Below are 25,860 nucleotides of genomic sequence, written 5' to 3' on the forward strand. Positions count from 1 at the left end.
CACTGATGATTTACAGTATGACTGCGTATGCACGCAAAGAAGTCAAAGGCGATTGGGGCAGCGCCGTATGGGAAATTCGTTCGGTAAACCAACGCTACCTCGAAACCTACTTCCGCTTACCTGAACAGTTTCGTAGCCTAGAACCTGTATTGCGTGAGCGTTTTCGTCAGAGTTTAGCGCGCGGTAAAGTCGAATGTAACCTACGTTTTGAAGCGAATCCAGCAGCGCAAAGTGAGCTAAGAATCAACGAAGCACTGGCACACCAAGTGATTAAAGCGGCAGGCCAAGTGATGCACATGACTGGCGAGCTAACACGCATTAATCCATTCCAAGTGATGCAATGGCCGGGCGTGATGGAAACTCCAGAGCAAGATATGGACGTTATTAACCAAACTCTGCTTGAAGCATTCGACGAAGCGGTAAAAGAATTCATCGATGCTCGCGCTCGCGAAGGCGAAAACATGAAAGAACTGATTGAGCAACGTCTTGTTGCGATCAGCGATGAAGTGGTTAAAGTGCGCGCACGTATGCCGGAAATTCTGCAATGGCAACGTGATCGCCTGTTTAATAAGTTTGAAGAAGCAAAAGTTGAATTGGACCCGACTCGTGTTGAGCAAGAGCTGATCCTACTGGCGCAAAAATCCGATGTTGCTGAAGAGCTAGACCGCTTAGACTCGCACGTCAAAGAAGCTCGCAATGTGATGAAGAAAGGCGGTGCTTGCGGCCGTAAACTGGACTTCATGATGCAAGAGTTCAACCGTGAATCCAACACACTAGCATCTAAATCGATCAGCACCGATATCACCGCTTCTGGTGTTGAACTGAAAGTGCTTATCGAGCAAATGCGTGAACAAATTCAGAACATAGAATAAGGTTTTCTATTGTTTCCACTGGATTCCAAATCACTCTTAAAGCCCCGTTAAATGGGCAATGTAGATCAGAGAATGATCGGTTGACCGATCCTTCTGATGAGAGACAATCGGAAACCTGTTTATAGGTTTCCGATTTTTTATGTCTATCCAAAACTGCTTTGCCGACTTTCTTGAAGCCTCTAAATTTTTGCTGCGTGCAACGAATTGATGTTTAATTAACCAGTATTTTACTTAGTGGCTCTACTAGCTTACTAGCCCCTAATATAGAAAGATGGTCATCATCAAAATAGTAAGAAACATCTTCATTTCCTACCAAACAATGATCATCTAAGCACATATCAGAGGTCGGGTCGTAAATAGTAACATTGGGATACTTATTTGCCACTGTCTCAATTAAATGATTAGTTTCCTTTTGAAATCTTACGTGTTCTTCTAAAGAGATTGAGTTTTTACCTAACTTTGAAATTATCACTTTTCCGTTTAGCAATGAACGGTAAAAAATCTCATCTGGATCAGAATGTTGCATAGGAACCTGAAGCATCAAAATAACATCTATATTGTGATCAAAATAAGCTTTAAAGGTTGCGTCAAGTCCCGTAATCAAAGCTCTTTTTGATACTTCGCGGCTTTTTTTATCACTAGCAATAGATAAGTATTGAACTCCGTTTTTTGAATATGTCCCTTCCGTATAGTAAGTCCATCGAGCAGCTAAAAAGACCTTTGTCACCTGTCTATCAACAGCAAACTTTACGGCTCTGTCATTCAAGATTTTGCAATCTTTTAAATGCTGATCTCCTCTAATTGGAGACACTCCTAAAATTGGAGGGCAACCACTAAACCCAGTATAATAAAGCGACAAATTATTATTTTTAGCAAGAGTTTCAACAGCAGGAAGTGATGAGTATGAGTGAGAGTCGCCAATAGCAAGAATCGACCGATCTCCCTCTGTTAACTTACACACAACATCTTCACTTTCATGCATCATATTTTTATCAAAACATGCATAAGGCTTACGTTCTATTGATTCAAGGACTGATACTTTCATTGGAAAGAGATACTGATTAGGGTTAGAGGTCAACACAAAATAACCAAGCCCACTAGCAATTAATGCCAAATACAAAGGTTTAACTTTAATCGCATCTAACCACTTTTCAAAGGATGGAAACTTTACCCTTTCAACAAAGTGAAAACTTAAAAAACCTAGAACTATAGATAGAAATATACCAACAAACTCAAAGTGTTCAGAGTAAAAGTAGAAGCCTACAACTACAATAGGCCAGTGCCATAAGTAAATGGAATATGACCACTTACCTAAGTATTGAAAGGCTTTGTTGTTAGTTACTAGACTTGATTGTTGATTCGAAACAATGATCAGATAAGCGCCCAAAACGGGAAATAAAGAAAAATGACCAGGCCATGGAACATCGCTGGACACAAAAGCATATGAAACGATAATTAGAGCTAAACCTATAAGTTCAGATAGCTTCTTTTGGCGTTCAGATAAACGCCAAGGATAAAGAAAAGCAACAGCACCCATCGTCATTTCCCACGCCCTTGTAGGAAGAAGATAGTAAGCTGAATTTGGCAACTTCATTGTCACAACAACACTTAGAACAAAACCTAAAACAGTTCCAATTACGATTAATCGTTTTAAGTTTTCTAAAGACAAAAACTTCTTAAATGCAACTAAAGCGATTGGATAGAGAATGTAGAACTGCCACTCTACGGACAATGACCATGTATGCAATAGCCATTTCTCATGTGAGGCTGCATCAAAATATCCTGACTCTCTCAAATAGACTACGTTAGAAAGAAAACCCATACTGCTAGCAACATGTTTACCCAATGCTTGGTAATCTGGAGGTACGAGATAAAACCACCCAAACACCAAAAGCACTAAACATAAAACAGCAAGAGCAGGAATGATTCTGTTCGCACGAGCTACATAAAACTTAAACAAGTTGAAATCATCACTCTCCAGGCCTCTAAAGATTATCCCCGTCATCAAAAAACCAGAGATAACAAAGAACACATCTACTCCAGCAAAACCACCAGGAACCCAAGCGGGGTTAAAATGGAAAAGAACCACTGCTATCACCGCAATAGCTCTTAATCCATTAATGTCATATCTAAAATGCATCAAAACTACTCAAATAAAAAATATACGTGGTATTTTATTAGCAAAGCAAAGCAAAGCAATAAGACTAGAGAACGAAGAAAAATGGTTCAGCTTCTGTGCTCAGTCTAAGTCGAAAAACTCTAAAATGGTATGTCGCTAGTTTAGAGGAGGTTTACAAATACAGTGAAGAAAGCCTATTCCATACAACGTGCTATGTGTTTATCGACATCGTAATAGCAAAAAAAGTCGTTGATGAATATGTGTTGATACCGGCGTTCTCTATAGATATCAATGCCTAAAAAAGACTTTTGAATTTGGCTGACTAGAGGTGAAGAAGATGCAGTAAAGATAACCTGTTTGTTGATCTGAACTGTCTCTTCTACTTTATTTGTTTTAGAGATAATGAGCCCATTCTTACTATAAATATCACCATCTATAGAGAAGGTACTAAATTGATTTTTTTTATCAACATCAGTTACAGTGATAATAGAAGTATATTTTTTGTCTGCCGCCATAAAATCAGCATTAGTATCTAGCGCGACGCGATCTTCTCCCTTGGTGATAATTATTTCATTTCTTTTAAAGAATCCATCAACTGGAGATGCTTTTCTATCTATAGGATAGATTACGTAGATAATAAGGATAAAAAAACATAATATATTGAACCATTTAAAGTACTTCATAGCTCACACCCTTTTTCGTTCAATTCACTTATTATCGTTTCAATATCATCTCCAGAATAGGACTCTAATTTATCATTAACCAAACAATCTATAATCACTCGATCACCTAATGAATTGATAAAAATTATATTTTTATCTTCTTGCTTTGCCAACATTAGATCGCTCGCAATGTTAGTAAAACTATGATGTTCAGTCTGTTTATTGATTTTATCTTTATTTAATTTGGCTAAAAAATTATTATCATTCGTAGAAACAGCAATATATCTATCACTATTTGTAAGGCTTAACTGGATAGGTTCTAAATCACTTCTGTTATGAAAAAGGACTAATAGCAGAAAAACCATATTTACAAAAAAAAGAGGATAGGCCAAACCTCTTGATATTAAGCTCTTAATGTGAGTTAGCTTGGTTTTTCTGTCTGTATTGACTAATACAGGTTTTGTAATTTTAACGTTAGTTAGGTCAAGCTTATCATCTTTTACTTCGGCTTCTTCCGTAGGTATCAATTTTATTTTATCAATAGTGATGATATAGCCCTTGTTCTTTTCATTTTCGATAACATCTAGTTTTGTATGATTCTTGAAAATCTTTCTAAGGTTGGCCATAGAAACCGGGACTGAATTCTTTGACACTAATTTCCCAGGCCAACCAATTACAGCCAATTCATCTCTGGAGTAGAAATTGCCTTTGTTCTGCAACAGCGTACTCAAAATAGCTGACTCCGCATACGAACATTTATATCTGACGTCGTCGATAATAATGAAGTAGCTACCCCCTTCTTCACTACATTTTATCTTTATATCGTTAGCATCCATTTCAATCTCATCTCTTTTAGATTATCCATTTGTTTATCGCAAAATAAAGTAAACCCGAAAAATCTATAACTTATGCTATTAACTTTACCTTACTCTACGATACCGGACGCCATCTGAAAACCTAACAAAGCAGAATTTAGTTCAGTATCACTAATATTAACGCTACTACATATCAAATTATCTCACCAGATGACTTTGACACAACGACGAATCTGAACAGTTCACACCGTTCCCGATCGAAACCTCGATGACAACAATAGAAGAAAGCTTAATATTTATTTATAATACATTGATTTTATTGATATTTAATATTATTAATTTTAATTACAAGTCGTTTACTTAGCGAAGATTTAGTCTGTCGATGTTGGTAATGAGCAGTGCTACTTATCACTCGGGACTAAAGCTTTTTGCATTCACTGTGCAAGTTACGGATGAGGGCGTGATGGCAAAAGCTTCAACATGAGCAAAAGCAATTACAGACTTAAGAGCATAAAGCTCCTACCTGTAACTTATTAAGTAAGGCAATAAAAATGATTAAATATACTTTAGCGGCAGCAGCAGTTATCACCCTTTTATCTGGTGCAGCACAAGCGGAACTATCTAATTTTGATGGTCTGACTGTATCAGGATCTGTTGTCGGCCAATCAATCAACCTAGATGGTGATAAAAAAATCAACGGTGAAGATTCGATGCTATCCAATGGATTTGGTGTACAGTTTGATTATAGCGTCAATAAAATTGTTGGAGTTACAGGTGGCTATACTAAAACATCACTCGACGATTCTAATTTCAAAAATGTAGATACAGACACCGAACGTTTTTATTCAGGTGTAAACCTTGGCTACCGCTTTGAAGGACAACAATGGGCAGTGAAACCTTTTGGAGCAATAGGTTTCAATACGATTGAGTATAAATCTTCTACCACTAGTTCAAGTGAAACATATAACAAAGTTTATGTAGGAACTGGTGCAGCAGTTAGCTACAAACAACTCACCGCTACGTTGGAGACAGACGCAAGTGCATTGGAAGATGATGTTATCTTTGTTGAATCGCGCCTGACCCTGGGTTACCGCTTCTAGTTATCAAGAAGAGGAAGCTTTATAAAAACCCTAAAGATGGAAATGTTGATAGTATCGCTATTAGCATTTTCATCTCCGCTAATGACTGCACCTCTAAAGTATTTTTCAGATGACAAAGTGGGACTTTATCTCATGCTTATCATTTCTGCGTTTATAATTATTGCATTTCTATTCTTTAAAGCCCGTGAACATGCGGAAACCAAACGTCACACCAGAATTAAAAACGAAAAAATCAAAGCTTATAAATTGATAAAATCATACTCTACACGTTTAGAAGCTTTAAACAAAGAATATGAACTAGAGAAGAAAAAAGTGGTACATGCGAATGAAATCATTAAACACGCGAACCTTCGTATAGCTTGCCTTTCTGCTGGATTAAACAACCAAACGCCCATTCACAGTTTCGATTTTTTTGAAGATTTACAAACAGTCGACCAAATAAAAAAGCGTTATAAATTGCTTAGTACTACATACCACCCGGATAGAGGCGGTAACAAAAAAACAATGCAACTTATTAACGACCAATATAGACAGGCGTTTAAGTATCGCTAAAGCGTATGCCCATATACACGATGTCCTATTAGCACGTTTTCCTTATGTACATGACAGTAAGAGACTAACATGCAAAGAATCTTATTTACCTTACTACTCAACATCGTAACAACGGCGAATGTGTACGCTGATTCTACGACAGCACATTGTGAAATTTACCAAAACAGTACAGAGAAACCTGATAGGATAATCCCCTGTATTTTTTCCCAAAGGCAGGGCCACATCACTATAAACCGCAGTGATGGAATCGTTCACGCTCTTTCTCCGGACGAAAATCATGCTGTAGGAACGTTTACCGATCAGTTCGGAAAAATAGTTTACCGCCAACGTGGTCTTGAATCACAGGGGCTTATTTTCCGCTTTCCCAAAGAAAGAGTGTTTGTATATTGGAACATCATAGAAAATCCGAAGTGAATAGGATGCAACTTAATCATTAAATGCTATCTCATCCCCATCCCCTATCTTGATTCGATATATTGACCACACCATTAACTTTCTTTAGTGACTTCACTTAAGTGAAAACCATCAAAATCGTAATTGCAGGGTGACTGTCACCATTTCTCAACGTCTCTTTTACAGTCGAAACCTTTTAGCTTCTATTTGTCAGCCATAATTAATCGCTTATTAAATTTTATAATTTATTTAATTTTAATCACTTAGGTACTTTTTATTCAGAAACGCCAAATTAACCCAAACGACCAAGTATGAAGAATTTTTAGTTCTCCCAAGCATGGTGGTTTTACTAAGGTATGACTGATATGAAAAGAAACTTATTAATCGCTGCTGCTATTACAGCAATTTTATCTGGCTGTGGTGGTGATGAAGGTGGTGGTGGTACTAACGGACAGGCATCAGAAGCAACTCCTAATGCAACGCCGAATGCAACTCCGAATGCAGAACCAAGTCTTGTACCTACAGTAACTAAGCAGGGTTCGCCTACTCTAGAACCCAAAAGCATTGAGCAAGATGAACCTACACCTGCAATTGTTAAGAAATCTGTTAAAGGTGAAGCCTATGTTTCACCTATCGCCATTCCAGCGGCAATTCCTGAAGTTGAACAAAACATACCGACACAAGTTTCTACAGTGCCAAATCCACCTAGAGGGACTTCTGTAACTACTTCGAATTTGGCTGATGTAATGAAAACACTATTCATTAAAAAAGAAGTAACTGTAGATAATTTTGTACCAATACAACATGACGGTTACTTAACGCCAAACGCTCCTTCAGAGCCACCGAAAGACACAAATAACTACGGAACTCAAACTGACAGAGCATATGCTCAATATATTGATAACATTCAGTCTGAGTTGGCTCTAGAAGAATCAATAAACCGAGATGCTGATAAAGCTTATGTAGACTGGAAGCAGAAGGAAGAAGCCGCCGATTCAATGGCTGAAGCAGGTTCATTTCAAGATAGTTTAGATTCACAAACTTACACTGAATCTAAAAAAGATGAACAGGCAGCATTATGGGATAGCTATGCTGAGCATGATCAAATTCTAGAAGCAAAAGCAGAGGCGATATATACGCCTGACGATTTAGGGCTTATTGATAATTCTTTCTCTAGTGAAGAAATCACCGTGGCGACTATACCTGTAGCTTTAACACCGGAAGTGGTTCAACAGCAGTGGGCATTACTAGATTCTGTATGTTTAACCAATACACAACAGTTTGTTGAAGCGAAAGATTACTCTACCAGTGGCGGGATAGTTATAAATGATGTTCAACTGAACGTTACTTCTGATGAAGATAAACTGAGTTACAGCATGGAAATGTTCGCTATGCTACAGCAACTTTTGGCAAATAACCCAAACTTTCAACAAGCGGAAGCCGGTGTACTTACCGGGAACGGTCACGGGAACGGTAACCGTAATATCAAAGACAACGATAAAAGATGGACGCTAACAATGGATACTGGCGCCAGCTATACATTATCGACGACTTCATCTCTAAGCTATCAACCAACGATTGAAATTGTGGTAGACAGTAACGGTGAAATCATTTTTAGCAATGCGAATGGCATAGAATCTGCCCGTATTGTTTCTAACAATCAAAATGGCGACTGTACTAACGCATCATACGATGTAGAGATCACTAATTAATAACTAAAACCAATGCCCGCCACTAACGCGGGCATTGTTGTATCTAGAAGAGCATGCAGGGATTAACTTCTTCCAGAAAACAGCACTATTAAATTTAATAATTGGATGCAATAGCGAATAAAAGGAAGTATGAGCGCCAAGGGCTTCGTGACACTCGTCGTCTATGAAGCATAGCTAGCCAAGAGAGGAAAGGTCAATGAGACAACTATTCTTACTACTCACAATAACAGTACTATTCGCGGCTCCAGCATTCACTCAAATTTCTTAATGATGTACACCCTCAAAGGAAGTTATGCAGATGAAATCGACAGGGTTTGTATTTACACACTAGGTTCAGCCAGCAACAACTCTATATCGGTGAAACACAGCTTGGTCCTATTTCACACGATTTTTAATCACATCAGCTAAATTGACAATATCAGTGAACAAGATAAATTTTAAAGAGTCTTTATCATGATCGGAACAGTAATAATAATCGGCTTTCTTATCGCAAATATGCTTTACGTCGCTTATAAACTAAGAGCTGATGTTACAAAGAAGAATTTTGATAAAAAAATTCTGAAAGAAGGAAAAACTCTAGCCCGGGCCGCCAATGTAGAATATGTAAAACAACAGAAAGTCCATGCCGAGCTTGCATACCGAGATTTCACTAACAGCGTTAATAGCGGTGCGCCCAACGAAGTGTTAGCGACCAAAGCTATAAATGCTATTCAGCGACTCGACTGGTTACGTGAGCTAGAAGGCAGCATCGATACACTTTGCCTATTCATTTATGTTGATCTTGCTGAGCGTGACGTACCTCTGCTTAAAAAAGTGATTGCAGAACTAGATAAAGAAGAATTGCCAATTATTACCGATGTAATGCAATACAATATTGATAATATCTAACAAAAAAATTAATTGTTTTGAATTGATTGAGTGAATTTCTGGGCTAGATATTTATTACAGTCTTAAATATTGGTAAAGGTTGATCTTTTATTTCAAGAGGCTTACTAGTTTTTCGACAGGAATAAAAAAATTGGCTATGTCGAGAGCTAAACCAAAGAGAGACTTGAGCAGATAATAGGCATTTATAGATTCACCAATTGAAGTCGGAAGCCTAGCCAGCGTACAAGGCGGAATCTTGTCAACAGACAAGCCCGAATCTTGGTTTCGGTCTCAACTAGACTTCCAACTATCTATAAAGTAGATAAATATTTCATGAAATACAATCGATGGTTTTCATGAAGTTGAATAACGACTAAATAGGCAGCTTCACTTCGGATACTCTACCCGATTCAATTTGTTTCCCAAACTTTTCCAGTCAATCAGCGATTAATTCGCTCACCATCATCAATATAAAAAATTGTCATATCCCTAGCCATAATTTCTGATATCGAATCAGATCGCTATAAGAACTTACAATCGCTGATTTTTAAAAGAAATATGGTTGATGCATTCGTCACAGTCATTACGCAGTTAATGTTATTTTAAACGCTAAAGCGCTTTCTTCCTGATATTGAAACCACCAAAACTGATATCCTAGCTTCATAAACTTTGATCAATCGCTCACGCTGGATCCGTGACATGTGAATAACTTCTGGCATACTTGTAATTACTTATATAAGAAGAAGTTAATACAGGTATGCAGTTGGGATCTCGCATTTTGGTCGCGCTATTCACAATGTGCTGTGCGATAGCTGTACATGCACAAGTCCATCCCATTGAATGGAATGAAAATACTTCATCATTGGTCGATTTTCAGATGGAGTACTTTGTTGATGGCTCTGAAGTCATGCCTATTTCAGAAGTGGTTAAACAGCCCTTCATTGAATCTACCAATAAAATTTCTCTCGGTACGAAGGCCATTAAAACTTGGGCCAGAATCAATATCCAGAACACCAGCGCCCATTCACAGACCGTCTTCCTCCATCACCCTTATGCTTATCACAACCGACAAGTGGGCCTCTATGAAGTGGTGGATAACCGCATCCTACCGCCACGCCGATTAGATTTGGATGACCCAGACACTTTCCAATGGATGTACGGTGGTGCAGCGGTATTCAATATCGAACTGCTGCCAGGGCAAAACAAAACCTTATATCTTGATAGTGTCTCTTTTTCCCATCAGTGGTTTTCCATTAATTTATACAATAGTGAATTCTCACAACGCGCTTTGATTGGCAGCTTTACCGACATTGCATTACTGGTTGGCATGTTGCTGGCGCTGATCATTTATAACTTATTGTTGTTCATCTACTCTCGGCAAAAAGAGAACTTATTCTACGCCTGTTACCTTATCTCAGGAGCTATTTGGATAGCCCTTTCATACGGATTATTTGCCGAGGTATTCCATTTTTTCGGCTCGAAAACCCTGCATTGGCATTTAACTCTGATGACGATGCCAATATTTTTGATCCTATTTATGATGGCGATTTTCGAAACCCGAAAACAGTACCCGAAAGAACACCTAGCGTTAATGCTGGTGTTAATACTGCTCTGTATTGAGTTCTGCTACGGCATGATAGATATTGTCGCTGCTCTGCGTTATTCAAGCAGCTTAGCGGCCTTGATGATGCTCATCACTCTGAGTGTAAGTATTTCACTGGTCGTAAAACGGCATCCTGTAGCTTGGTATTTCTTGATCGGTCATAGCTTATTCATCGGTTTTAATGCGCTGGCCGTTCTCTATTATCAAGGGCGGATCGAATTTAATTATGTTACCAGCCACGGCGTAGGCATTGGCATCATGCTGGAAGCTTTAGTGTTGGCATTGATTATTGCTTATCGAATTCGACTGCTAGAAGAGATTAAGGCCTCACAAGAGGAGCTAAAACAGCAAGCCTCCACCGATCCGCTCACCCAGCTCTACAACCGACGTCATTTCCACCTTACGGCTGGACGTGAGTATGCTCATGCTTTGCTGTCTCATGAACCTATGTCTGTCATCATTTGTGATATCGATTGGTTTAAGCAGATTAATGACCAATATGGACATACCGTCGGTGATAAGGTGATTGTCGAAGTAGCTAACACCTTGAAGAAAGTCGCGCGAAAAAGAGACATTGCAGCTCGCTACGGTGGCGAGGAATACATCCTATTACTACCCAATACCGACATAGTAGAAGCTCGAATATGTGCTGAACGAATCCGTAGAGAAGTCGCAGAATTAAAGCCATTCGAGACTGATGAGCAACGCTTGAGTGTGACGATAAGTTTAGGGGTTGCAGCGGTATCACTGAAACAGCCACTAGAGAAATCGATAAAACTGGCGGACGACGCTTTATACAGAGCCAAAAGCAGCGGTCGAAACCAAGTTAATGTCATGGACACTAATGTGTTGGCACATTCTTAAAACACGGATAGCAGCTTAATCACCGATGCAAATGTAATTAGGCATCGAACGCAAACTCGCATCCCTTCATTTTATAAGAAAACATCCCTGAAACTGCGCCGAGCCATCCATGGCTCGGAGGGTTTGCTTATCAGTACTCAATGTCTACTTGATTAGGAAATTAATGTGATTGGTATCAATGCCCAATCACTGAACAATGAATTTTCCAGATAAGTATTACATCCCTACGTAGCTTTTAATGCCATCGAGGAACATTTGGGTGGAAATCATCACCAGTAGCAAGCCCATCAGTCTTTCTACTGCTTTTAGGCCGCGTTCACCAAGGATTTTATGGAAGAAACCATTGAACATCAGGATGACCGATGTGCCCGTCCAGGCAATCATGACGGCGGCTGATAGCTCTAACAATTGGGTTGGGTTTTGACTCGATAACAACAGCAGAGTCGCAATCACGGTTGGACCTGCAATCAAAGGAATCGCAAGAGGAACGATAAACGGCTCTTCACCCGCTGCTAAACCGGTAATACTACCAGCACTAGGGAAGATCATCTTAATCGCGATGATGAAAAGAATAATACCGCCCGAGATGCTCAGCGTTTCTGGCTGCACATGCAAAAAGTCCATGATCGACTGGCCTGCGAATAGGAACAGCATCAAAATCGCAAGGGCAAACAGCATTTCTCGAATCAGAACAATACGTCTGCGTTTAGCATCAATGTGTTTCAGGATCGATAAAAAAATGGGCAGATTGCCCAAAGGATCCATGATTAAAAATAACAATGTTGCTGCAGATAAGATGTCCATAGTGCCTCAGTGTAAATAAGCATAATGGCGCAGTATAGCAACCTACCTCCGCTTTTACGATTAAGAACAATCGTAGTCAGAAGCACGAAAAATCTGCAAAGCGAACATTGTTAATGCTGGCAAATTTCTGCCTGATTTAAATGCCAGATACCGTCTTTAATCAACACTTTGTGCTGAGCTTGAAAGAATGTAAGTAACGCTTCGACATCCATTCCATTAAGTTTACAGGTACGGAAAAGAGCTTGAGAGCCAAATTCAGTCGCAATGAAATGACGCAGTTGCTCCTCAGTCATAGGTTGTACCTTTAACTGATTGAGAATTTTATGGGCGTGAATTTGTTGTTCCACAGTGAATCTCCAATTGGTTTTTATTAAACAGTTTTTATTAAACCGTTTTTATTAAACAGATGGAGAACTAGCTTATCTCGCTTGCGACACTGTAGTGTTGATTTAAAACAGTCTTAAATAACAACAGAAGCGACGATTAAGCCCTGCGCCAGCAGATAGCAGCCGCTAATTAATGCGTTGCCATAACGTAATGGCTGGCGGTAGTCATGAATCGCGAGAATGATTGCCGAAACAATAAAGCTAAGGCTACCGATAAAACCAAGCAATGAAGAAGGTGTTGGGTTAGTAATCCATACCTCTCCAGATGCCCCTGTCATCTGCAGCAACATCATTCCCATTACGGTGACGGGGAAAATCAAAGTATCGATTTGAGGTAACAGCAGGAAAAAGGCAACGATACTGGCAGCAATAAGCAAAGCAGGCAACCACCAGATCATTGGTCCGGTAAGTTGAATCCAAAACGCTTTGCTGTAAAAAAGCTGTACCACGAGAAAAGCACTAAAACAAGCTTTCGCCTGCTTTTGTTGAATTCGATAAATGTCGGCAATTGCAGATACAACTAAGCCGGCAAGAACCCATAGAGATGCTACCGACCCATCATTTTGCTGATTTATCACCATGAACGACAACAAGCCTAAGCATAGTGTATTAAACACTATAGCCAGTTTCGTTTTATTATTTTCAAACGCAGATATGCTGACAAATCCAGAGATTAAAGCCGAAATCCAGCCCAACATGCCTATACCTCATTAACAATCTGCCGCCAGTGTAGTGAGGTTAGATCGGATGTCCAGAAATGAAAGACAAAAATTGGATCTTGATTGTGATTCATCATGCTACTGACATGACCACCATCTATTGAATTTTTCTCAATCTCAAGCTCAACAAGCGATTAAACATCAATATTTAGCAAGCTAAAAAACATTAAACGTACCTAGCCAACTATAAATACACAAAACCAACATGGCAAACGTTTGCTTTACTGCAAAAAACCAACAGAAATTAAAACAATAAATACTATATATTCAATATGTTAAACAAAAATACACCTACAAACAATCAAAGCAGATGCCTTAATGATAAATATTAAAATTAGTTATAATTAAGTGCCCGATACTAAATAACCATGGCAGATTAATGAGAACAACTATCAACAACTAACTCATAAAAGCGGTAAACAACCACAAAAACAAGATAAGCAAACCAAATTGAACCAAAGTCTACATACACCCATAAAACAAAAAACAACCAACATAAGACAAAACAAAAAAATATATAAATCAATAAATTAAAAACAAACAGCACAAATAGAAAGCACAACGTTCAGTATGTGACCGCACCAAAATAACACATAAACATCACTAAAAATGCGCAAATATAGACAACTAAAGTTATAGTTATAAGCAACTATGAAAGAATGTGTTGATCAAGCCGATAAATTAGTGGTAATCTGAATCCACAGGTGAATAGACAGAAAAGGAGCAGTGTTATGATTTCTTCATCTCAAAAACAAGGTTTAGTAATGATCGCAGTTATCGTTGGCTTGATGACACTGCCAATGATGTACTAACCTAATGTTATACAAATAAAAAAGGACGCAGTTGCGTCCTTTTTTATTTTCACTCTATAAGAAAAATGATCGATTACTGAATGTGTTTAGCCAGTTCTTCCCAATGAAGATAGTAGAAAACAAGTGCTATCATGGTCACAAACATCACCAATGAAATAACAACTCTCCAAACAAAGCGGCTGCTGCGAGGCGTTAGCTCTTTTTCACATTCATTACATACCGATAGAAAAGCTTTGCGATCTTCAAGTTTATAGCGGTCTTCATGTACCACTTTGTTGCGTATGGTTGCGACAAAACGAAGTTTCGCAATAACATCATGAGGTAAACGTTCTTCGCAGCTAGTGATCAATTGATGTAAGCCTTTGCCTCGTGCGTGATACTGTTGACGCAATAATTTTTCTAATTTTCTAGTGCGAAGAACCACTTGTTCTATATCTGACATCTACGTTCTCCCATCCACTATCCATGCACTGATTTTTCAACTTATTAGAGACTTTGCTATTTATACGTAGCTCTGCTTAAGTATTGGCAAAGCTCAATATCAAAGTGTGAAGTGCGCCGAAAAAATAAGACCAATCAATGCGCTACATCCCTTTTATAACGTCACATAGCTCCAAAAATCAAACGAATACGTACAATGAAACGGTTAATTTGTTTTAGGAGCCACTATGCAGATTTCTTTGCTTGCTACTCTCATCATACTGCTCGTGGTGGCGGTATTGCTCTTTTCTCGCTTCTACCAACGCCATATGCAAGGTGAGCATGCCCCAGAAAAACAGGCTCAAGTGACCATTTTAGATAAACAGTCCATTGCGGTAGACAATCCTTTCATCGGTGAGGATGACCAAGAGTTTTGGATTTACGTGCAAAAAGGGCGACTCGGTCCCAAAAGAGAGTTCCAAGTGGGTATGCATTACTTTCATGCCATCAACCCTGGTGACAAAGGTATACTCACCTATCGAGGAACTCAGTTCATTCATTTTTCCTTGTTACGTTAAAGTGTTCATCAAGGAAGTAACCAGCGTGTCTTAGACGACTGAGATAATAGCCAACTGACGGCCAACGAAGCCGCTCCGCTAATCAGTATCCATAAGGGTATAACCCATGCAGGGTGTCCTTGATACCAGCCGAACTCTTTCATCGGCCAAAGAAAAATAGGATGGAGCAAATAAATGCCCAGACTATTTTGGCTGATCAAATTCACCACTTTCTTCGCACCGTCTGATAATGATTCACCAAACGCTCGGCACAATACAAAAATCATGCTCGCCGCGACCACGACATTAAGCGTTTTGTATGAGAACCAACGCCCAACACTGTACTCGCCATTAGCGAGGCTCAGTTCCACTACAGAATTAACCGTAAAGTAGAAAGAGATGCTACCAAGGATGATAGTAATCCCAACAGTAAACGGATTAATTGGTAGCTTTTTATACAGCAGATAGCCAAGCGGTAAGTAGCCGGTATACAGCCAAATCTCATAGCTCCAAGGACCATCAATGTGGAATAAGAACAAGGTAGTGGTTAAAAGCCATAGCCCGAGATAAACATACCAAGCCGTATCATCAGTACGTTTCATCAGCCATTGCAGCACTGGGATAACAAAATAAAGTGGAATGAAATAGTAGAAGAAACCCAGGTGGTAATAGGTTTCGTGATGCGGACTATTCTTAAACACGTCTAATGCTAGCGATGAGTCAAAGCCGTTAGCACTCCACCCTGACAGATAAGCATAGAACAAAGACCACACGATAAAAGGCACCAACACTTTGCCAAGACGCCTTTTTACATAATAGCCAAAGTCGAAAGGTCTGGTATCGCTCAGCATCAGAGCACCAGAAATCAAAATAAATACTGGCACAGCCCAGCGAGTCATACCGTTAACCGTAACTGCGGTCAGCCATTCACCATAAGGGATTGAGTTTTGCAGCTCTCGATAAGGCGCTAAGACATGAATCGCAATCACCGCTACCGCAGCAACACAGCGCATCAAGTCAAAAAATATCACTCGTTTGGTCATGCAACGATTCTCTCTATTAGCCAACGTTTATTACTATAAAGCACTCTTTTGCATATGTGTAAATAGTGCGTCAAAAACAGAGCATTGTTTTGCCGGAAAGAGAGAGCGATTACCCAAACGGCTATATCAAACTAAAGAGCCAAGGATGGTATAAGAGCAGTCTCTTAGTCACAAGCCTTTGCTCCTCCCCTTTCGAAGGGGAGGCTGGGTGGGGTTGCTTTCACCACACTGAATTAAGATTGCAGTGATTAATAAGTTCAGTGGACTTCAACCCCCTCTAACTATAGTAGCCCACTAAAATGGCCCTCATCTGAGGGGAGAACCAAAAGAAAAGTGCTTTATCTAGTTGTGACGAAGTGGTGGAAATGGTGAACAGGATCTAGCGTGGTAACTTAGGCAACCACAACGATATGATGGTCGTAAGCACCAAGAAAACCAGCGACACCCATAAACAAGCCGCTAAGCCGCTAACCTGAAAGAGATAACCAGATAAAATGGTTCCGATTAAGCGCCCCATCGCGTTAGCCATGTAGTAAAAGCCAACATCAAGCGAAACACCATCGCCTTTTGCGTAGCTCACAATCAGGTAAGAGTGCAGCGATGAATTGACCGCAAACACTGCGCCAAACAGCATCAAACCAATCACGATTACCCATTGAGGATGCCAGTTTTGGCTAATCCCGAACGCGACAGCCGCCGTGACAATACTAAGTGCTAATGCCCAACGAAACGCAGCATGACCATCCGGCACTCGACCCTGTGCTTTCCCGGTAATTCTTGGTGCTTGGCTTTGTACAATGCCGTAGCCAATCACCCATAACGCGAGAAATCCGCCCACCCAGAGGTGCTCCCACTCGAATACCGTTCCCAAATAGACAGGTAACGCCACCACAAACCAAACATCACGCGCGCCAAAAAGAAACATTCGTGCCGCGGAAAGAATATTCACTGCCGGAGATTTAGAAAAAATCTCGGAGAACTTCGGTTTGTTCTTCGCCTTACCAAGCTCCTGTTTCAGCCCAGTGAGACTGCCAATCAGTACCAGTACCAACACCGCAGCCATCAGCAGTACTGCGCCTTTAAAACCGACCGCAGTTAACAATAAACCGCCGAGGAAAAAGCCAAGCCCTTTTAGCGCGTTTTTCGACCCCGTTAAAACAGCAATCCAGCGATACAGCGCGCCTTGCTGCTCATCAGGCACCAGAGTTTTAATCGCACTTTTAGCGCTCATTTTGTTAAGGTCTTTAGCAATACCAGACAACGCTTGAGCGGCCATCACCCAAGGAATGGTCAGCCAACTGGCGGGCACCGCAAGCATCACCAACGCAATGATTTGCATCGCAAGACCAATGTTCATGGTCCGATTGAGTCCTAATCTTGCTCCTAGCCAGCCACCAATCAAGTTGGTCACTACGCCAAAAAACTCATAGAACAAGAACAAAGAGGCGATGGCTAAGGTTCCATAGCCCAACTGATGGAAGTACAACACCACCAGCATTCTCAATGCACCATCCGTGAGAGTAAAGTTCCAATAATTGAACGTCACCAACATGTACTGGCGGATCGAGGAATCCAGATTCGACATCACTTTCAACATAAGACTGATCCAAACAGGGCTTTGGGATCATAGTGATCCCAAAGCTAAATTATACCATTCTGGAAAATTTCCTGATCAGTGAATGGGCGTCGTTAAGCAAACCCTCCGAGCCATGGATGGCTCGGCGGAGCTTCAGGGACGAACGAATGCGCGTTTGCGTTTGACGCCCATTCGCTGCTCGCCGATGCTCAGTCTGATCATATTTTTATCTAGGAGGTATTAGCTGATCACCGCCGCTACGTGTTCGATATATTCACGTTGCTCAGGTTTAGTGAATGCGCCTGGGCGCAGTGCTTGAACCTGAGAAATAATCGTTTCCAGTTGCCAGTTCATATCCAGCAACAGATGCGCAGCCAGTAACCCAGTGCGACCAGAGCCGCCCATGCAGTGCAGCGCAACCTTGTCGCCTTTTTTCAACAGATTGCGAAGCTGCGGGCTCACTGTTGGCCAGTGCTCAACGAACATCTCATCAGGCACCGCATCATCTTCAATCGGCAGATGAATCCATGAGATGCCATTGGCTTGAGCAATCTTACCGAGATCTTCAACATGCTTTTCATGCATCTCTTCACGGGTAATTGCCGTTACAATCGCTTTAACACCGCTCGCTTTTAGCTGCTCAATGCTCTCTGCCAGACCTAATTCTTTGGTACCTGGACACGGCATCAATACCAATGCTGATGATTCAACAGCAAGTTCCCAAGTTGGGTGAACCATAGTTGCATTAACCATTATTGTGCCTCTCCAACTTTGCGTACGAGTTCAGCAGTGCGCGTTGCATAGCCCATTTCGTTGTCATACCAAGCATAGATTTTCACCATGCGCGTTCCCACGACCATCGTTGATAATGCATCAACGATGGTTGAGCGTTGGTCACCACGGTAATCGATAGAAACCAGAGGCTTCTCTTCGAAACCGAGAATGCCCTTGAGCTCACCTTCAGACGCTTCTTTAAGCAGCGCATTCACTTCTTCTGCCGTCGTGTCACGTTTCACGTCGAAAATGATGTCGGTCAGTGATGCGTTCGCCAGTGGAACACGGACTGCGTGACCATTAATTTTGCCCGCCAATTCAGGGAAGATTTCGACGATAGCGGTCGCACTGCCTGTGGTGGTTGGGATTAAACTCATACCGCACGCACGTGCACGACGTAAATCTTTATGTGGCGCATCTAAAATCGTTTGAGTGTTGGTTAAATCATGAATCGTAGTGAACGACGATTGTTCAATACCGAGTTTTTCATGAATAACTTTTACCACTGGCGCAATACAGTTGGTGGTGCAAGAAGCCGCCGTCACAATGCGGTGCTGAGCTGGGTCGAAAATATGGTCATTTACGCCGACAACAATGTTAGCAATACCCGCTTCTTTCACCGGAGCAGAAACTACGACGCGTTTAACACCTTGCTCTAGGTATTTGTTTAGGAATGAGGTTTTACGGTGCACACCAGTTGCTTCAATCACAACATCACAACCAGACCAGTCAATGGCCGCAATATCACGCTCTTGAGTCGTTTTAATCGACTTGCCGCCGATGACGAATTCGTTGCCTTGCGCTGCAACTTCATGGTGCCAGCGACCTTGAATAGAATCGAACTCCAGCAGATGTGCTAATGTCGCAGCGTCGCCCGCTACATCGTTAATTTGTACAAACTCCAATTCAGGCCAATCGTATGCGGCGCGCATTGCTAATCGACCAATACGCCCAAAGCCGTTGATACCTACTTTAATAGTCATTTTTTATCCTCAATCCTTTTAAAAATAAGCTTTAATCTGTTCAGTAGGCAAAGCACCGAACGCAAACACACATAAACCCTTCCATGGGGCTCCGCTGAGCCATCCGTGGCTCAGAGGGTTTGCTTATCGATACTCAATGCCTATTTGATTACCAAATTAATGTGATTTGTATTAGCAGCAAGACGGCCTATCTGGCATATCGTTCAGACGCTGTGTATCCACACCGTATTGCTGTTGCAAACAGTTTGATTGCTTCAAACCATCAATAATCTTGTTCAGCCAACCAGGCAGTTGCTCTGACACTTTGTAATACACCCACTGCCCTTGGCGCTCATCAATCAACACACCTGATTGACGCAATTGTGCAAGATGACGGGAAATTTTAGGCTGACTCTCTTCAAGTGCATGGGTTAACTCACACACGCACAGTCTTTGCTCTCGTGCGATAAGCAGTAAACATCTCATGCGCGTTTCATCGGCGAGCAGTTTAAAAAACTGATGGGGTAACATGGCCACCTCTCATATATACGGATATATGAATATCTTAGATATAAAAAAGCACGCGTCAATGCGCGTGCTGTAACTGTCATCAAAAATTCATCTTTACACTAAGTTGCTTATCTCATGGCTCCAACGCTGTGCTTCGTTGAGATCTCGAGTCACGTCGTCATATTGGAGACCTAGCAGCTCGCAATAGTCCTGAATACCTTGCCAATCCGCTTTTTCAAAACACTCTTCAAGATTAAGCATTTCACCGAAGGGGCCTAAACGCTTGTTGAGTGCATCTTTTACGGATTCAGTCAGTGGTAGCTGATCAATAATAACGTCGAGAGAAATGTCTAACAGCGCATCCAACACTGAGAATAAGCCTATCAAAAAGCCCTGTTCTTTGTGCTCGCTAAACTGGCGTCGAATCGCCATCAAGTGGCAGAACTGAGCGCGCTGCAAAGAGAGGTTATACAGTTCTTTAGGTTTATGAGCTGAAACGTAAGATGCCACCGCCAGTGATACGAACATCTTAAGTCTGTCCTGACCAAGGTAAACCAGAGCCTGACGAAACGAAGAAATCGGCACTTCTAATCGCTCTGTCATGCTGTTAACAAAACGCAGCAATTTATAAGAAAGCGCTACATCCTTTGCTACCAACTGTTCAACTCGATTGAAATCCACATTTTCTTTGCACACTTCTTGGAAGAGCTGCATCGCAATCACGTGTTTCGGACTCACGTAACGCTGTTTAATAATTTCAGGTTTGCTGAAAAAGTAACCTTGGAAAAAACGGAATCCGGCATCTCTTGCGGCTCGGAATTCTTGTTCAGTTTCGACTCGTTCTGCTAAGTAACGCTTGCGACTACCTTTCGCCAGTTGCTCTTTAACCATTTCGCAAGCGGCATCAATCCCCATCGCCATGATATCGATCTTAATGATTTTGACGAACGGCAGGAAGCGTTCCCATTCGGGTGCATAGACAAAGTCATCCAGTGCAATCAAATAGCCTTTCTCATGCATTTCCATGATAGCTTCCAACAGCTCATCTGTAGGGCTACAGGTCTCTAACACTTCAATGACCACTCTTTGCTTAGGTAAAGTCAGAGGCAATCTGCGTAACAAGCTGTTGTACGGGAAGTTAATAAAGCAGCGAGAGGTTTCAATACCAGGGTTGGTGCCAATTGATAAAAAGTTCTCAACGATCAAACGATAGGTCGCACGGTCTGCATCCATATGCTGTGGAAAGCTGTTCTGCTCACCATCACGAAACAGCAACTCATACCCTAAAGTATGTCGCTTAGAATTAAGAATCGGCTGTCGTGCTACGTAAGTGGTATGCATATTATTATCAACGAATACAGATTAATTAAATCTTAGTCAGTGCTCAGTATTGCACCACTATTTTTAACTATAGAACCAAATAGCCTAAGCAATGTGATGCTATGCAATCAATAAGCAAGTATTGCTATAACCTTACTTTTTTAACGTGTAATGGGCGACAAAAATAACATCTCACGTCTCAAAAGCAAGTGCGTGGAATCATTGCAATTCCTCCTAACTTCCTTATTCTTAACATTCAATTTTAGCGAAAGCTAGCTTTCTAGCACGTAAATTATGAGCCAAGAAAATACAACCAATAGTTCTTATACTCAAGAGCCAAATTTCTCCCAGCTCATTGAGCATGATATAAAACAATTGTGGCAACAAAGAGAAGAAGGATTCCTGCAATCTTTTGATAAAAAACAACTTTATTGGTGCAAGATCACATCCCCGCAGCACACTAAAGCCATTGTTGTCGTAAATGGCAGAATTGAATCTTGCTGGAAATACCAAGAACTGTTTTTTGATTTGTTCCAACAGGGCTTCAATATTTACTCATTTGATCATCGCGGCCAAGGTTTGTCTGCTCGCTTAATCGACAACAAACAAATGGGTTATGTGGCAGAATTTCAGAATTATCTGACGGATATGCATGATCTAATTGAACATTTTAACCTCAGCCAATATCAGCAACGTTTCTTGCTCGCTCACTCCATGGGTGGCGCTGTAAGTGCGCGTTATTTGCAAACTCATCCTGAACATCTGTTTGATGCTGTGGCATTTAGCGCCCCGATGTTTGGCATTAACGTTCCATGGCAGATTCGCCCGATAGCCATTACTCTAACTCAGGTATTAGCCGCGACCGCAAGCAAGCCAACTTATGCTCCCGGCTACAGTGATTACTACCCAAAACCATTTGAAGACAATCCTCTCACTCAAAGTGAAGTACGCTATCGTTGGTTCCGTGATTTGTATGAACAAAAACCGGAGTTGAAGTTGGGTGGTCCTAGCACTCACTGGGTTTGGCAAAGTTTAATGGCCGCCAAACAGTGTATTCAGCTAACAAGGCAGATCACGATTCCGACATTAGTCCTGCAAGGCGGTAAAGACACCGTGGTGAGCAATGCTGCTCAAATAAAGTTTATCGCCCGACTGGCCAAAACCAACCCCAATAGCAAGCTATTGCTGATTAACGATGCGAAGCACGAAATTCTATTTGAGAAAGACGAGCTCCGGAACCAAGCGCTGGATGCGATATTGCAACACTTCGCCAATGCAGGGCGATAGCGGGTTCTAACCTCCTTTCATCTTAGAGGAATAAGCTCCGCCCCTTTCAAAGTGGAGACTGGGTGGGGTTATTTCACTGAAGCTTCATCAGTTGTGACAAGTTCCGTGAAAGCACCCCCTCTAACTCCCCCTTAATAAGGGGGAGAACTAATAGCTCTTTCTCCTCCCCTTCATAAGAGGGAGAACCAAGAGTATGCTGCAAGTAAATAGGGAAATGGCGGATAAAAAGGTTTTCCCTCTTTTTCCTTCTTTTTTTGGCATACACTTAAGCCCAATGAACACAAAACTGATATCAACATCTGACGTAGTTAAGAGAGCAAAATGAGCGTAGTAAGTAACGAAAACCCAATCAAAATCGTGGCTTCTGATCTGGATGGCACCCTGCTGGCACCGGATCACAAGCTCAGTGCTTTCTCGAAGAAAACCCTAAAAGAGTTACATGCAAAAGGCTTTACCTTCATCTTCGCAACAGGTCGTCACCATGTTGATGTAGCGGGTATCCGCGAAATCGCAGGCATCCCAGCCTACATGATCACCTCGAATGGTGCGCGCGTTCACGACCAAAACGATGCGCAGATGTACAGCAAAAACGTCCCTCAGGATTTGGTACAAGCGATCATTGATTTGGTCAAAGAAGATGAACGAATTGTCACACATATCTACCGTAACGACACTTGGCTAATGAGCCGTGAAGATGAGGCTCTACGCGCCTATCACAACGAATCCGGCTTCCATTATCAGCTATTTGACATCGACAATGCACCCAGCGACGGTATCGCAAAAGTCTTTTTTACCAATGAAGACCACGACCATGAAATGCTCGTAGTTTATGAAAATCTGATTAACGAAAAATTTGCGGGCCAAGTAAACGTGGCGTTCTCTACCCCACACTGCCTGGAAGTGATGGGCGCGGGTGTATCGAAAGGTGATGCATTGAAAGCTGTGGCCGAATCTCTAAACCTGCAACTGGAAAACTGCATTGCGTTTGGTGATGGTATGAACGATGTAGAAATGCTGTCGATGGCGGGTAAAGGTCTGGTGATGGGTACAGCTCATGAAAAAGTGATGAGAGCACTACCAGACGTAGAAGTGATTGGTAGTCATGCGGATGATGCGGTTGCGCACTATCTGCACGAGCATCTGTTCTAATCGACAAGATTGAATAACCGTTTTTAAAGAGTCCCCCTACTCTTTAATCAGGCAGCATCGCTGCCTGTTTTTTTGTCCGTCATTCGGCTTTAAATAGCCAATATGCCATAATGACATCCGTTCTGGATAATTTCCTGATCAGTGAATGGGCGCCGATAAGCAAACCCTCCGAGCCATGGATGGCTCGGCGGAGCTTCAGGGACGAATGAATGCGTGTTTGCGTTTGACGCCCATTCGCTGTTCTACCGATGCCGATGCTCAGTCTGATCATATTGATATCTAGGATGCTATGACATCCGTTCGTTTTCTGCCACAAGGAAAAGCAACCATGAAGGTGCTAATTACCCCTATTGCCATTTTAGCTATTGGACTTTTACCGGCTTGCTCAACAACCTCCTCAGCGCCGCAGTCTCAGCTAAATAGTGTCAAAGCCAGCTTAGACCAACCTTTAAGCATTAAACCTCAGACCTTCATGGTGCGTGGCGAAGTGGTGATAGGCAACGATACCCGCACATTCACACCTTGCGGCAGCAACCAACAATTCCTGCTGGAGATGCCAGCGTCATTGGCTCAGCAAGCGATGAAAGTGTCAAACTCACCTTATCAGGCCATGTATGGTGAACTGATTGGGCACTTAACCATTCCAAGTCACTCCAGTGACAAAAGTGATTACAGTGCGAAGTTTGTGGTAGAGAACATCAATATTATCAGCGCCGAAAATCCCAAACGTTGCCAACAACCATCAGCACCAACCTCTGCATTTGGTATCGAACCCCATTGGACAGTGAAACTTGGTACTGACACATTAACATTCCAATCTCTGGGTGAAAAACCTCAGGTAACGGCGATAAAAGTGAGTGACATCACGCCTTCTACTCGTCACTACGAGTTCAAAGGCGGCGAGCTCACGCTTGAACGACAAATATGCACCGACGGTATGAGCGATAGTGTTTATGGTTGGGCTTCAAAACTGACACTCGCCAAGCGCAGCTACAAAGGCTGTGCAACCTTAGGTAACAGTGACCCCACGCTAGCTTGGGCGGGCGACTACTTTGCCAGCTCGACACAGAATACCGGTTTTAGTGTCACCCTGACTTTAGACAATGACCACACGGCCACCACGCAATACACCTATAGCAATGGTGACCCAGCAATTGTTGAAAAAGGTTATTGGCAGCAACTAAGCCAAACACAAGTGCAAGTGGTGATGACTCGCCACCAGCAGCAATACTTGGTGTCAGAACGCATCTTCACCAAGCAAGATCAACAGCTTATTGCCGAGAAAGAGCGTGTTGGCAACGTTGTGTATCCAATTGCGAACGGTGGATTAGTTTTGTTCTCAGCCTCAAACAAACTTCAGTAGGTCAGCGCATGTCAGTTAATACACAATCTGCATGTCCAAACTGTGGATTACAATTCCAATGCGTTTGCCAAGCTATCCCGAAGCTCAATAGCCCGATGCCCTTGTCGCTGCTCATGCATGAAAATGAATATGTGCGGGAAACCAACACAGGCAAATGGCTGCTAAAGGCTCTACCGCTCTGCCAAAACTTCAAGTGGAGCCGAGTAGCAAAGAACGACGCGCTGCTAGAAAGAATCCATAACCGTGCATACCAATCTTTTCTGGTCTATCCGAGTGAAGAGAGCATGGCTTTGGATACGGCGCTAAAAACCGCTAAAGAACAGGGTAAAACCGCCCATTTTATTATTCTTGATGGCACTTGGCAGGAGGCGAAGAAAATGGAACGTAAAAGCCCTTGGTTAGATGACATCACCAGAGTGCATCTCACACCGAGCCAGATTTCCAATTACCAGTTGCGACGTAATCAAAGTGAAGGGCATTTATGCACATTAGAAGTGGCGAGTGAGATTTTAGCACTGACCGGTGACTTAGCTGAGGCGCAGCAGCTTAATGACTTCCTTATCCATTTCAGCAAGGTTTATCAGGCGGATAAAAGCGGACATGTCTACTGACGCCCATT

The 25,860-nt window shown here is 41.8% G+C and carries 25 protein-coding genes; 12 read left to right on the forward strand and 13 right to left on the reverse strand.

Annotation, left to right across the window (positions count from 1 at the left end):
* The first annotated feature begins 5 nt into the window (after positions 1–5).
* Positions 6–872, forward strand: coding sequence for a YicC/YloC family endoribonuclease (locus G5S32_RS14185; RefSeq protein WP_165312567.1), 867 nt, complete (start codon positions 6–8; stop codon positions 870–872).
* A gap of 211 nt (positions 873–1,083) precedes the next feature.
* On the opposite strand, the gene G5S32_RS14190 is transcribed toward G5S32_RS14185, so the two are convergent.
* The 3 genes from G5S32_RS14190 to G5S32_RS14200 form a co-directional block, all read right to left on the reverse strand.
* A complete protein-coding gene (locus G5S32_RS14190) occupies positions 1,084–3,012 on the reverse strand; it encodes an acyltransferase family protein (protein WP_165312568.1) in 1,929 nt (642 codons plus the stop codon).
* 173 nt (positions 3,013–3,185) lie between these two features.
* On the reverse strand, positions 3,186–3,674 hold the full coding sequence (locus G5S32_RS14195) for a hypothetical protein (RefSeq protein ID WP_165312569.1): 489 nt from the start codon (positions 3,672–3,674) through the stop codon (positions 3,186–3,188).
* Positions 3,671–4,489 (reverse strand): winged helix-turn-helix domain-containing protein, encoded by an 819-nt coding sequence (locus tag G5S32_RS14200; RefSeq protein ID WP_165312570.1) that lies wholly within the window; start codon positions 4,487–4,489, stop codon positions 3,671–3,673. The genes G5S32_RS14195 and G5S32_RS14200 overlap by 4 nt, the downstream gene beginning before the upstream one ends.
* 530 nt (positions 4,490–5,019) lie before the next feature.
* Here G5S32_RS14200 and G5S32_RS14205 point away from each other — a divergent pair.
* The 6 genes from G5S32_RS14205 (at position 5,020) to G5S32_RS14230 (ending at position 11,559) form a co-directional block, all read left to right on the forward strand.
* A complete protein-coding gene (locus G5S32_RS14205) occupies positions 5,020–5,568 on the forward strand; it encodes an outer membrane beta-barrel protein (protein ID WP_165312571.1) in 549 nt (182 codons plus the stop codon).
* A gap of 42 nt (positions 5,569–5,610) precedes the next feature.
* On the forward strand, positions 5,611–6,120 hold the full coding sequence (locus G5S32_RS14210) for a J domain-containing protein (protein WP_165312572.1): 510 nt from the start codon (positions 5,611–5,613) through the stop codon (positions 6,118–6,120).
* 69 nt (positions 6,121–6,189) lie between these two features.
* The gene (locus tag G5S32_RS14215) at positions 6,190–6,534 is read left to right on the forward strand and encodes a hypothetical protein (RefSeq protein WP_165312573.1); all 345 of its coding nucleotides are present in this window, start codon (positions 6,190–6,192) and stop codon (positions 6,532–6,534) included.
* A 344-nt stretch (positions 6,535–6,878) separates the two neighbouring features.
* Positions 6,879–8,225: a hypothetical protein gene (locus tag G5S32_RS14220; protein ID WP_165312574.1), complete on the forward strand. Its 1,347-nt coding sequence runs from the start codon at positions 6,879–6,881 to the stop codon at positions 8,223–8,225.
* Between the two features lie 453 nt (positions 8,226–8,678).
* Complete coding sequence (locus tag G5S32_RS14225) at positions 8,679–9,113, forward strand: hypothetical protein (RefSeq protein WP_165312575.1); 435 nt, start codon at positions 8,679–8,681, stop codon at positions 9,111–9,113.
* 736 nt (positions 9,114–9,849) lie between these two features.
* Positions 9,850–11,559 (forward strand): GGDEF domain-containing protein, encoded by a 1,710-nt coding sequence (locus tag G5S32_RS14230; RefSeq protein ID WP_165312576.1) that lies wholly within the window; start codon positions 9,850–9,852, stop codon positions 11,557–11,559.
* 216 nt (positions 11,560–11,775) lie between these two features.
* Here the strand turns inward: G5S32_RS14230 and G5S32_RS14235 are convergent, their stop codons facing one another.
* The 4 genes from G5S32_RS14235 to G5S32_RS14250 form a co-directional block, all read right to left on the reverse strand.
* Positions 11,776–12,363 (reverse strand): YhgN family NAAT transporter, encoded by a 588-nt coding sequence (locus tag G5S32_RS14235; protein WP_165312577.1) that lies wholly within the window; start codon positions 12,361–12,363, stop codon positions 11,776–11,778.
* Positions 12,364–12,473: 110 nt separating this feature from the next.
* Positions 12,474–12,710, reverse strand: coding sequence for a YecH family metal-binding protein (locus G5S32_RS14240; protein WP_165312578.1), 237 nt, complete (start codon positions 12,708–12,710; stop codon positions 12,474–12,476).
* Between the two features lie 113 nt (positions 12,711–12,823).
* Entirely contained in the window at positions 12,824–13,453 is a 630-nt protein-coding gene (locus G5S32_RS14245) for a lysoplasmalogenase (protein WP_207621633.1), read from the reverse strand.
* A gap of 900 nt (positions 13,454–14,353) precedes the next feature.
* Positions 14,354–14,722 (reverse strand): DUF4145 domain-containing protein, encoded by a 369-nt coding sequence (locus G5S32_RS14250; RefSeq protein WP_165312580.1) that lies wholly within the window; start codon positions 14,720–14,722, stop codon positions 14,354–14,356.
* A gap of 226 nt (positions 14,723–14,948) precedes the next feature.
* Between G5S32_RS14250 and G5S32_RS14255 the strand changes: the two genes are divergently transcribed.
* Complete coding sequence (locus tag G5S32_RS14255) at positions 14,949–15,278, forward strand: DUF2500 domain-containing protein (RefSeq protein ID WP_165312581.1); 330 nt, start codon at positions 14,949–14,951, stop codon at positions 15,276–15,278.
* Positions 15,279–15,286: 8 nt separating this feature from the next.
* Here G5S32_RS14255 and G5S32_RS14260 read toward each other — a convergent pair whose 3' ends face one another.
* The 6 genes from G5S32_RS14260 to G5S32_RS14285 form a co-directional block, all read right to left on the reverse strand.
* Positions 15,287–16,300, reverse strand: coding sequence for an acyltransferase (locus G5S32_RS14260; protein WP_165312582.1), 1,014 nt, complete (start codon positions 16,298–16,300; stop codon positions 15,287–15,289).
* Between the two features lie 379 nt (positions 16,301–16,679).
* Complete coding sequence (gene arsJ / locus G5S32_RS14265) at positions 16,680–17,897, reverse strand: organoarsenical effux MFS transporter ArsJ (RefSeq protein ID WP_207621591.1); 1,218 nt, start codon at positions 17,895–17,897, stop codon at positions 16,680–16,682.
* 219 nt (positions 17,898–18,116) lie between these two features.
* Positions 18,117–18,614, reverse strand: a complete 498-nt coding sequence (locus tag G5S32_RS14270) for a cyclin-dependent kinase inhibitor 3 family protein (RefSeq protein WP_165312815.1) — start codon at positions 18,612–18,614, stop codon at positions 18,117–18,119.
* Between the two features lie 14 nt (positions 18,615–18,628).
* On the reverse strand, positions 18,629–19,633 hold the full coding sequence (locus tag G5S32_RS14275) for an ArsJ-associated glyceraldehyde-3-phosphate dehydrogenase (protein WP_165312583.1): 1,005 nt from the start codon (positions 19,631–19,633) through the stop codon (positions 18,629–18,631).
* 171 nt (positions 19,634–19,804) lie between these two features.
* Positions 19,805–20,143, reverse strand: a complete 339-nt coding sequence (locus G5S32_RS14280) for a metalloregulator ArsR/SmtB family transcription factor (protein ID WP_165312584.1) — start codon at positions 20,141–20,143, stop codon at positions 19,805–19,807.
* A gap of 93 nt (positions 20,144–20,236) precedes the next feature.
* The gene (locus G5S32_RS14285) at positions 20,237–21,463 is read right to left on the reverse strand and encodes an EAL and HDOD domain-containing protein (protein ID WP_165312585.1); all 1,227 of its coding nucleotides are present in this window, start codon (positions 21,461–21,463) and stop codon (positions 20,237–20,239) included.
* Positions 21,464–21,736: 273 nt separating this feature from the next.
* Between G5S32_RS14285 and G5S32_RS14290 the strand changes: the two genes are divergently transcribed.
* The 4 genes from G5S32_RS14290 (at position 21,737) to G5S32_RS14305 (ending at position 25,852) form a co-directional block, all read left to right on the forward strand.
* Positions 21,737–22,729, forward strand: a complete 993-nt coding sequence (locus G5S32_RS14290) for an alpha/beta fold hydrolase (protein WP_165312586.1) — start codon at positions 21,737–21,739, stop codon at positions 22,727–22,729.
* Between the two features lie 321 nt (positions 22,730–23,050).
* Positions 23,051–23,878 (forward strand): Cof-type HAD-IIB family hydrolase, encoded by an 828-nt coding sequence (locus G5S32_RS14295; RefSeq protein WP_165312587.1) that lies wholly within the window; start codon positions 23,051–23,053, stop codon positions 23,876–23,878.
* A 289-nt stretch (positions 23,879–24,167) separates the two neighbouring features.
* Positions 24,168–25,241, forward strand: coding sequence for a COG3650 family protein (locus G5S32_RS14300; RefSeq protein ID WP_246201022.1), 1,074 nt, complete (start codon positions 24,168–24,170; stop codon positions 25,239–25,241).
* 8 nt (positions 25,242–25,249) lie between these two features.
* Positions 25,250–25,852, forward strand: coding sequence for a tRNA-uridine aminocarboxypropyltransferase (locus tag G5S32_RS14305; protein WP_165312588.1), 603 nt, complete (start codon positions 25,250–25,252; stop codon positions 25,850–25,852).
* The last annotated feature ends 8 nt before the right edge of the window (positions 25,853–25,860 follow it).

It is taken from the genome of Vibrio ziniensis, from assembly GCF_011064285.1.
GTDB lineage: Bacteria > Pseudomonadota > Gammaproteobacteria > Enterobacterales > Vibrionaceae > Vibrio > Vibrio ziniensis.

What these genes read in the sequence shown, in the direction of transcription:
- G5S32_RS14290 (WP_165312586.1), top strand. Translation starts at nt 21,737, where the DNA reads ATGAGCCAAGAAAATACAACCAATAGTTCTTATACTCAAGAGCCAAAT.
- G5S32_RS14285 (WP_165312585.1), bottom strand. Translation starts at nt 21,463, where the DNA reads ATGCATACCACTTACGTAGCACGACAGCCGATTCTTAATTCTAAGCGA.
- G5S32_RS14215 (WP_165312573.1), top strand. Translation starts at nt 6,190, where the DNA reads ATGCAAAGAATCTTATTTACCTTACTACTCAACATCGTAACAACGGCG.
- arsJ (WP_207621591.1), bottom strand. Translation starts at nt 17,897, where the DNA reads ATGTTGAAAGTGATGTCGAATCTGGATTCCTCGATCCGCCAGTACATG.
- G5S32_RS14220 (WP_165312574.1), top strand. Translation starts at nt 6,879, where the DNA reads ATGAAAAGAAACTTATTAATCGCTGCTGCTATTACAGCAATTTTATCT.
- G5S32_RS14270 (WP_165312815.1), bottom strand. Translation starts at nt 18,614, where the DNA reads ATGGTTCACCCAACTTGGGAACTTGCTGTTGAATCATCAGCATTGGTA.
- G5S32_RS14195 (WP_165312569.1), bottom strand. Translation starts at nt 3,674, where the DNA reads ATGAAGTACTTTAAATGGTTCAATATATTATGTTTTTTTATCCTTATT.
- G5S32_RS14250 (WP_165312580.1), bottom strand. Translation starts at nt 14,722, where the DNA reads ATGTCAGATATAGAACAAGTGGTTCTTCGCACTAGAAAATTAGAAAAA.
- G5S32_RS14185 (WP_165312567.1), top strand. Translation starts at nt 6, where the DNA reads ATGATTTACAGTATGACTGCGTATGCACGCAAAGAAGTCAAAGGCGAT.
- G5S32_RS14295 (WP_165312587.1), top strand. Translation starts at nt 23,051, where the DNA reads ATGAGCGTAGTAAGTAACGAAAACCCAATCAAAATCGTGGCTTCTGAT.
- G5S32_RS14225 (WP_165312575.1), top strand. Translation starts at nt 8,679, where the DNA reads ATGATCGGAACAGTAATAATAATCGGCTTTCTTATCGCAAATATGCTT.
- G5S32_RS14280 (WP_165312584.1), bottom strand. Translation starts at nt 20,143, where the DNA reads ATGTTACCCCATCAGTTTTTTAAACTGCTCGCCGATGAAACGCGCATG.
- G5S32_RS14190 (WP_165312568.1), bottom strand. Translation starts at nt 3,012, where the DNA reads ATGCATTTTAGATATGACATTAATGGATTAAGAGCTATTGCGGTGATA.
- G5S32_RS14260 (WP_165312582.1), bottom strand. Translation starts at nt 16,300, where the DNA reads ATGACCAAACGAGTGATATTTTTTGACTTGATGCGCTGTGTTGCTGCG.
- G5S32_RS14300 (WP_246201022.1), top strand. Translation starts at nt 24,168, where the DNA reads ATGACATCCGTTCGTTTTCTGCCACAAGGAAAAGCAACCATGAAGGTG.
- G5S32_RS14205 (WP_165312571.1), top strand. Translation starts at nt 5,020, where the DNA reads ATGATTAAATATACTTTAGCGGCAGCAGCAGTTATCACCCTTTTATCT.
- G5S32_RS14275 (WP_165312583.1), bottom strand. Translation starts at nt 19,633, where the DNA reads ATGACTATTAAAGTAGGTATCAACGGCTTTGGGCGTATTGGTCGATTA.
- G5S32_RS14210 (WP_165312572.1), top strand. Translation starts at nt 5,611, where the DNA reads ATGTTGATAGTATCGCTATTAGCATTTTCATCTCCGCTAATGACTGCA.
- G5S32_RS14235 (WP_165312577.1), bottom strand. Translation starts at nt 12,363, where the DNA reads ATGGACATCTTATCTGCAGCAACATTGTTATTTTTAATCATGGATCCT.
- G5S32_RS14305 (WP_165312588.1), top strand. Translation starts at nt 25,250, where the DNA reads ATGTCAGTTAATACACAATCTGCATGTCCAAACTGTGGATTACAATTC.
- G5S32_RS14230 (WP_165312576.1), top strand. Translation starts at nt 9,850, where the DNA reads ATGCAGTTGGGATCTCGCATTTTGGTCGCGCTATTCACAATGTGCTGT.
- G5S32_RS14200 (WP_165312570.1), bottom strand. Translation starts at nt 4,489, where the DNA reads ATGGATGCTAACGATATAAAGATAAAATGTAGTGAAGAAGGGGGTAGC.
- G5S32_RS14255 (WP_165312581.1), top strand. Translation starts at nt 14,949, where the DNA reads ATGCAGATTTCTTTGCTTGCTACTCTCATCATACTGCTCGTGGTGGCG.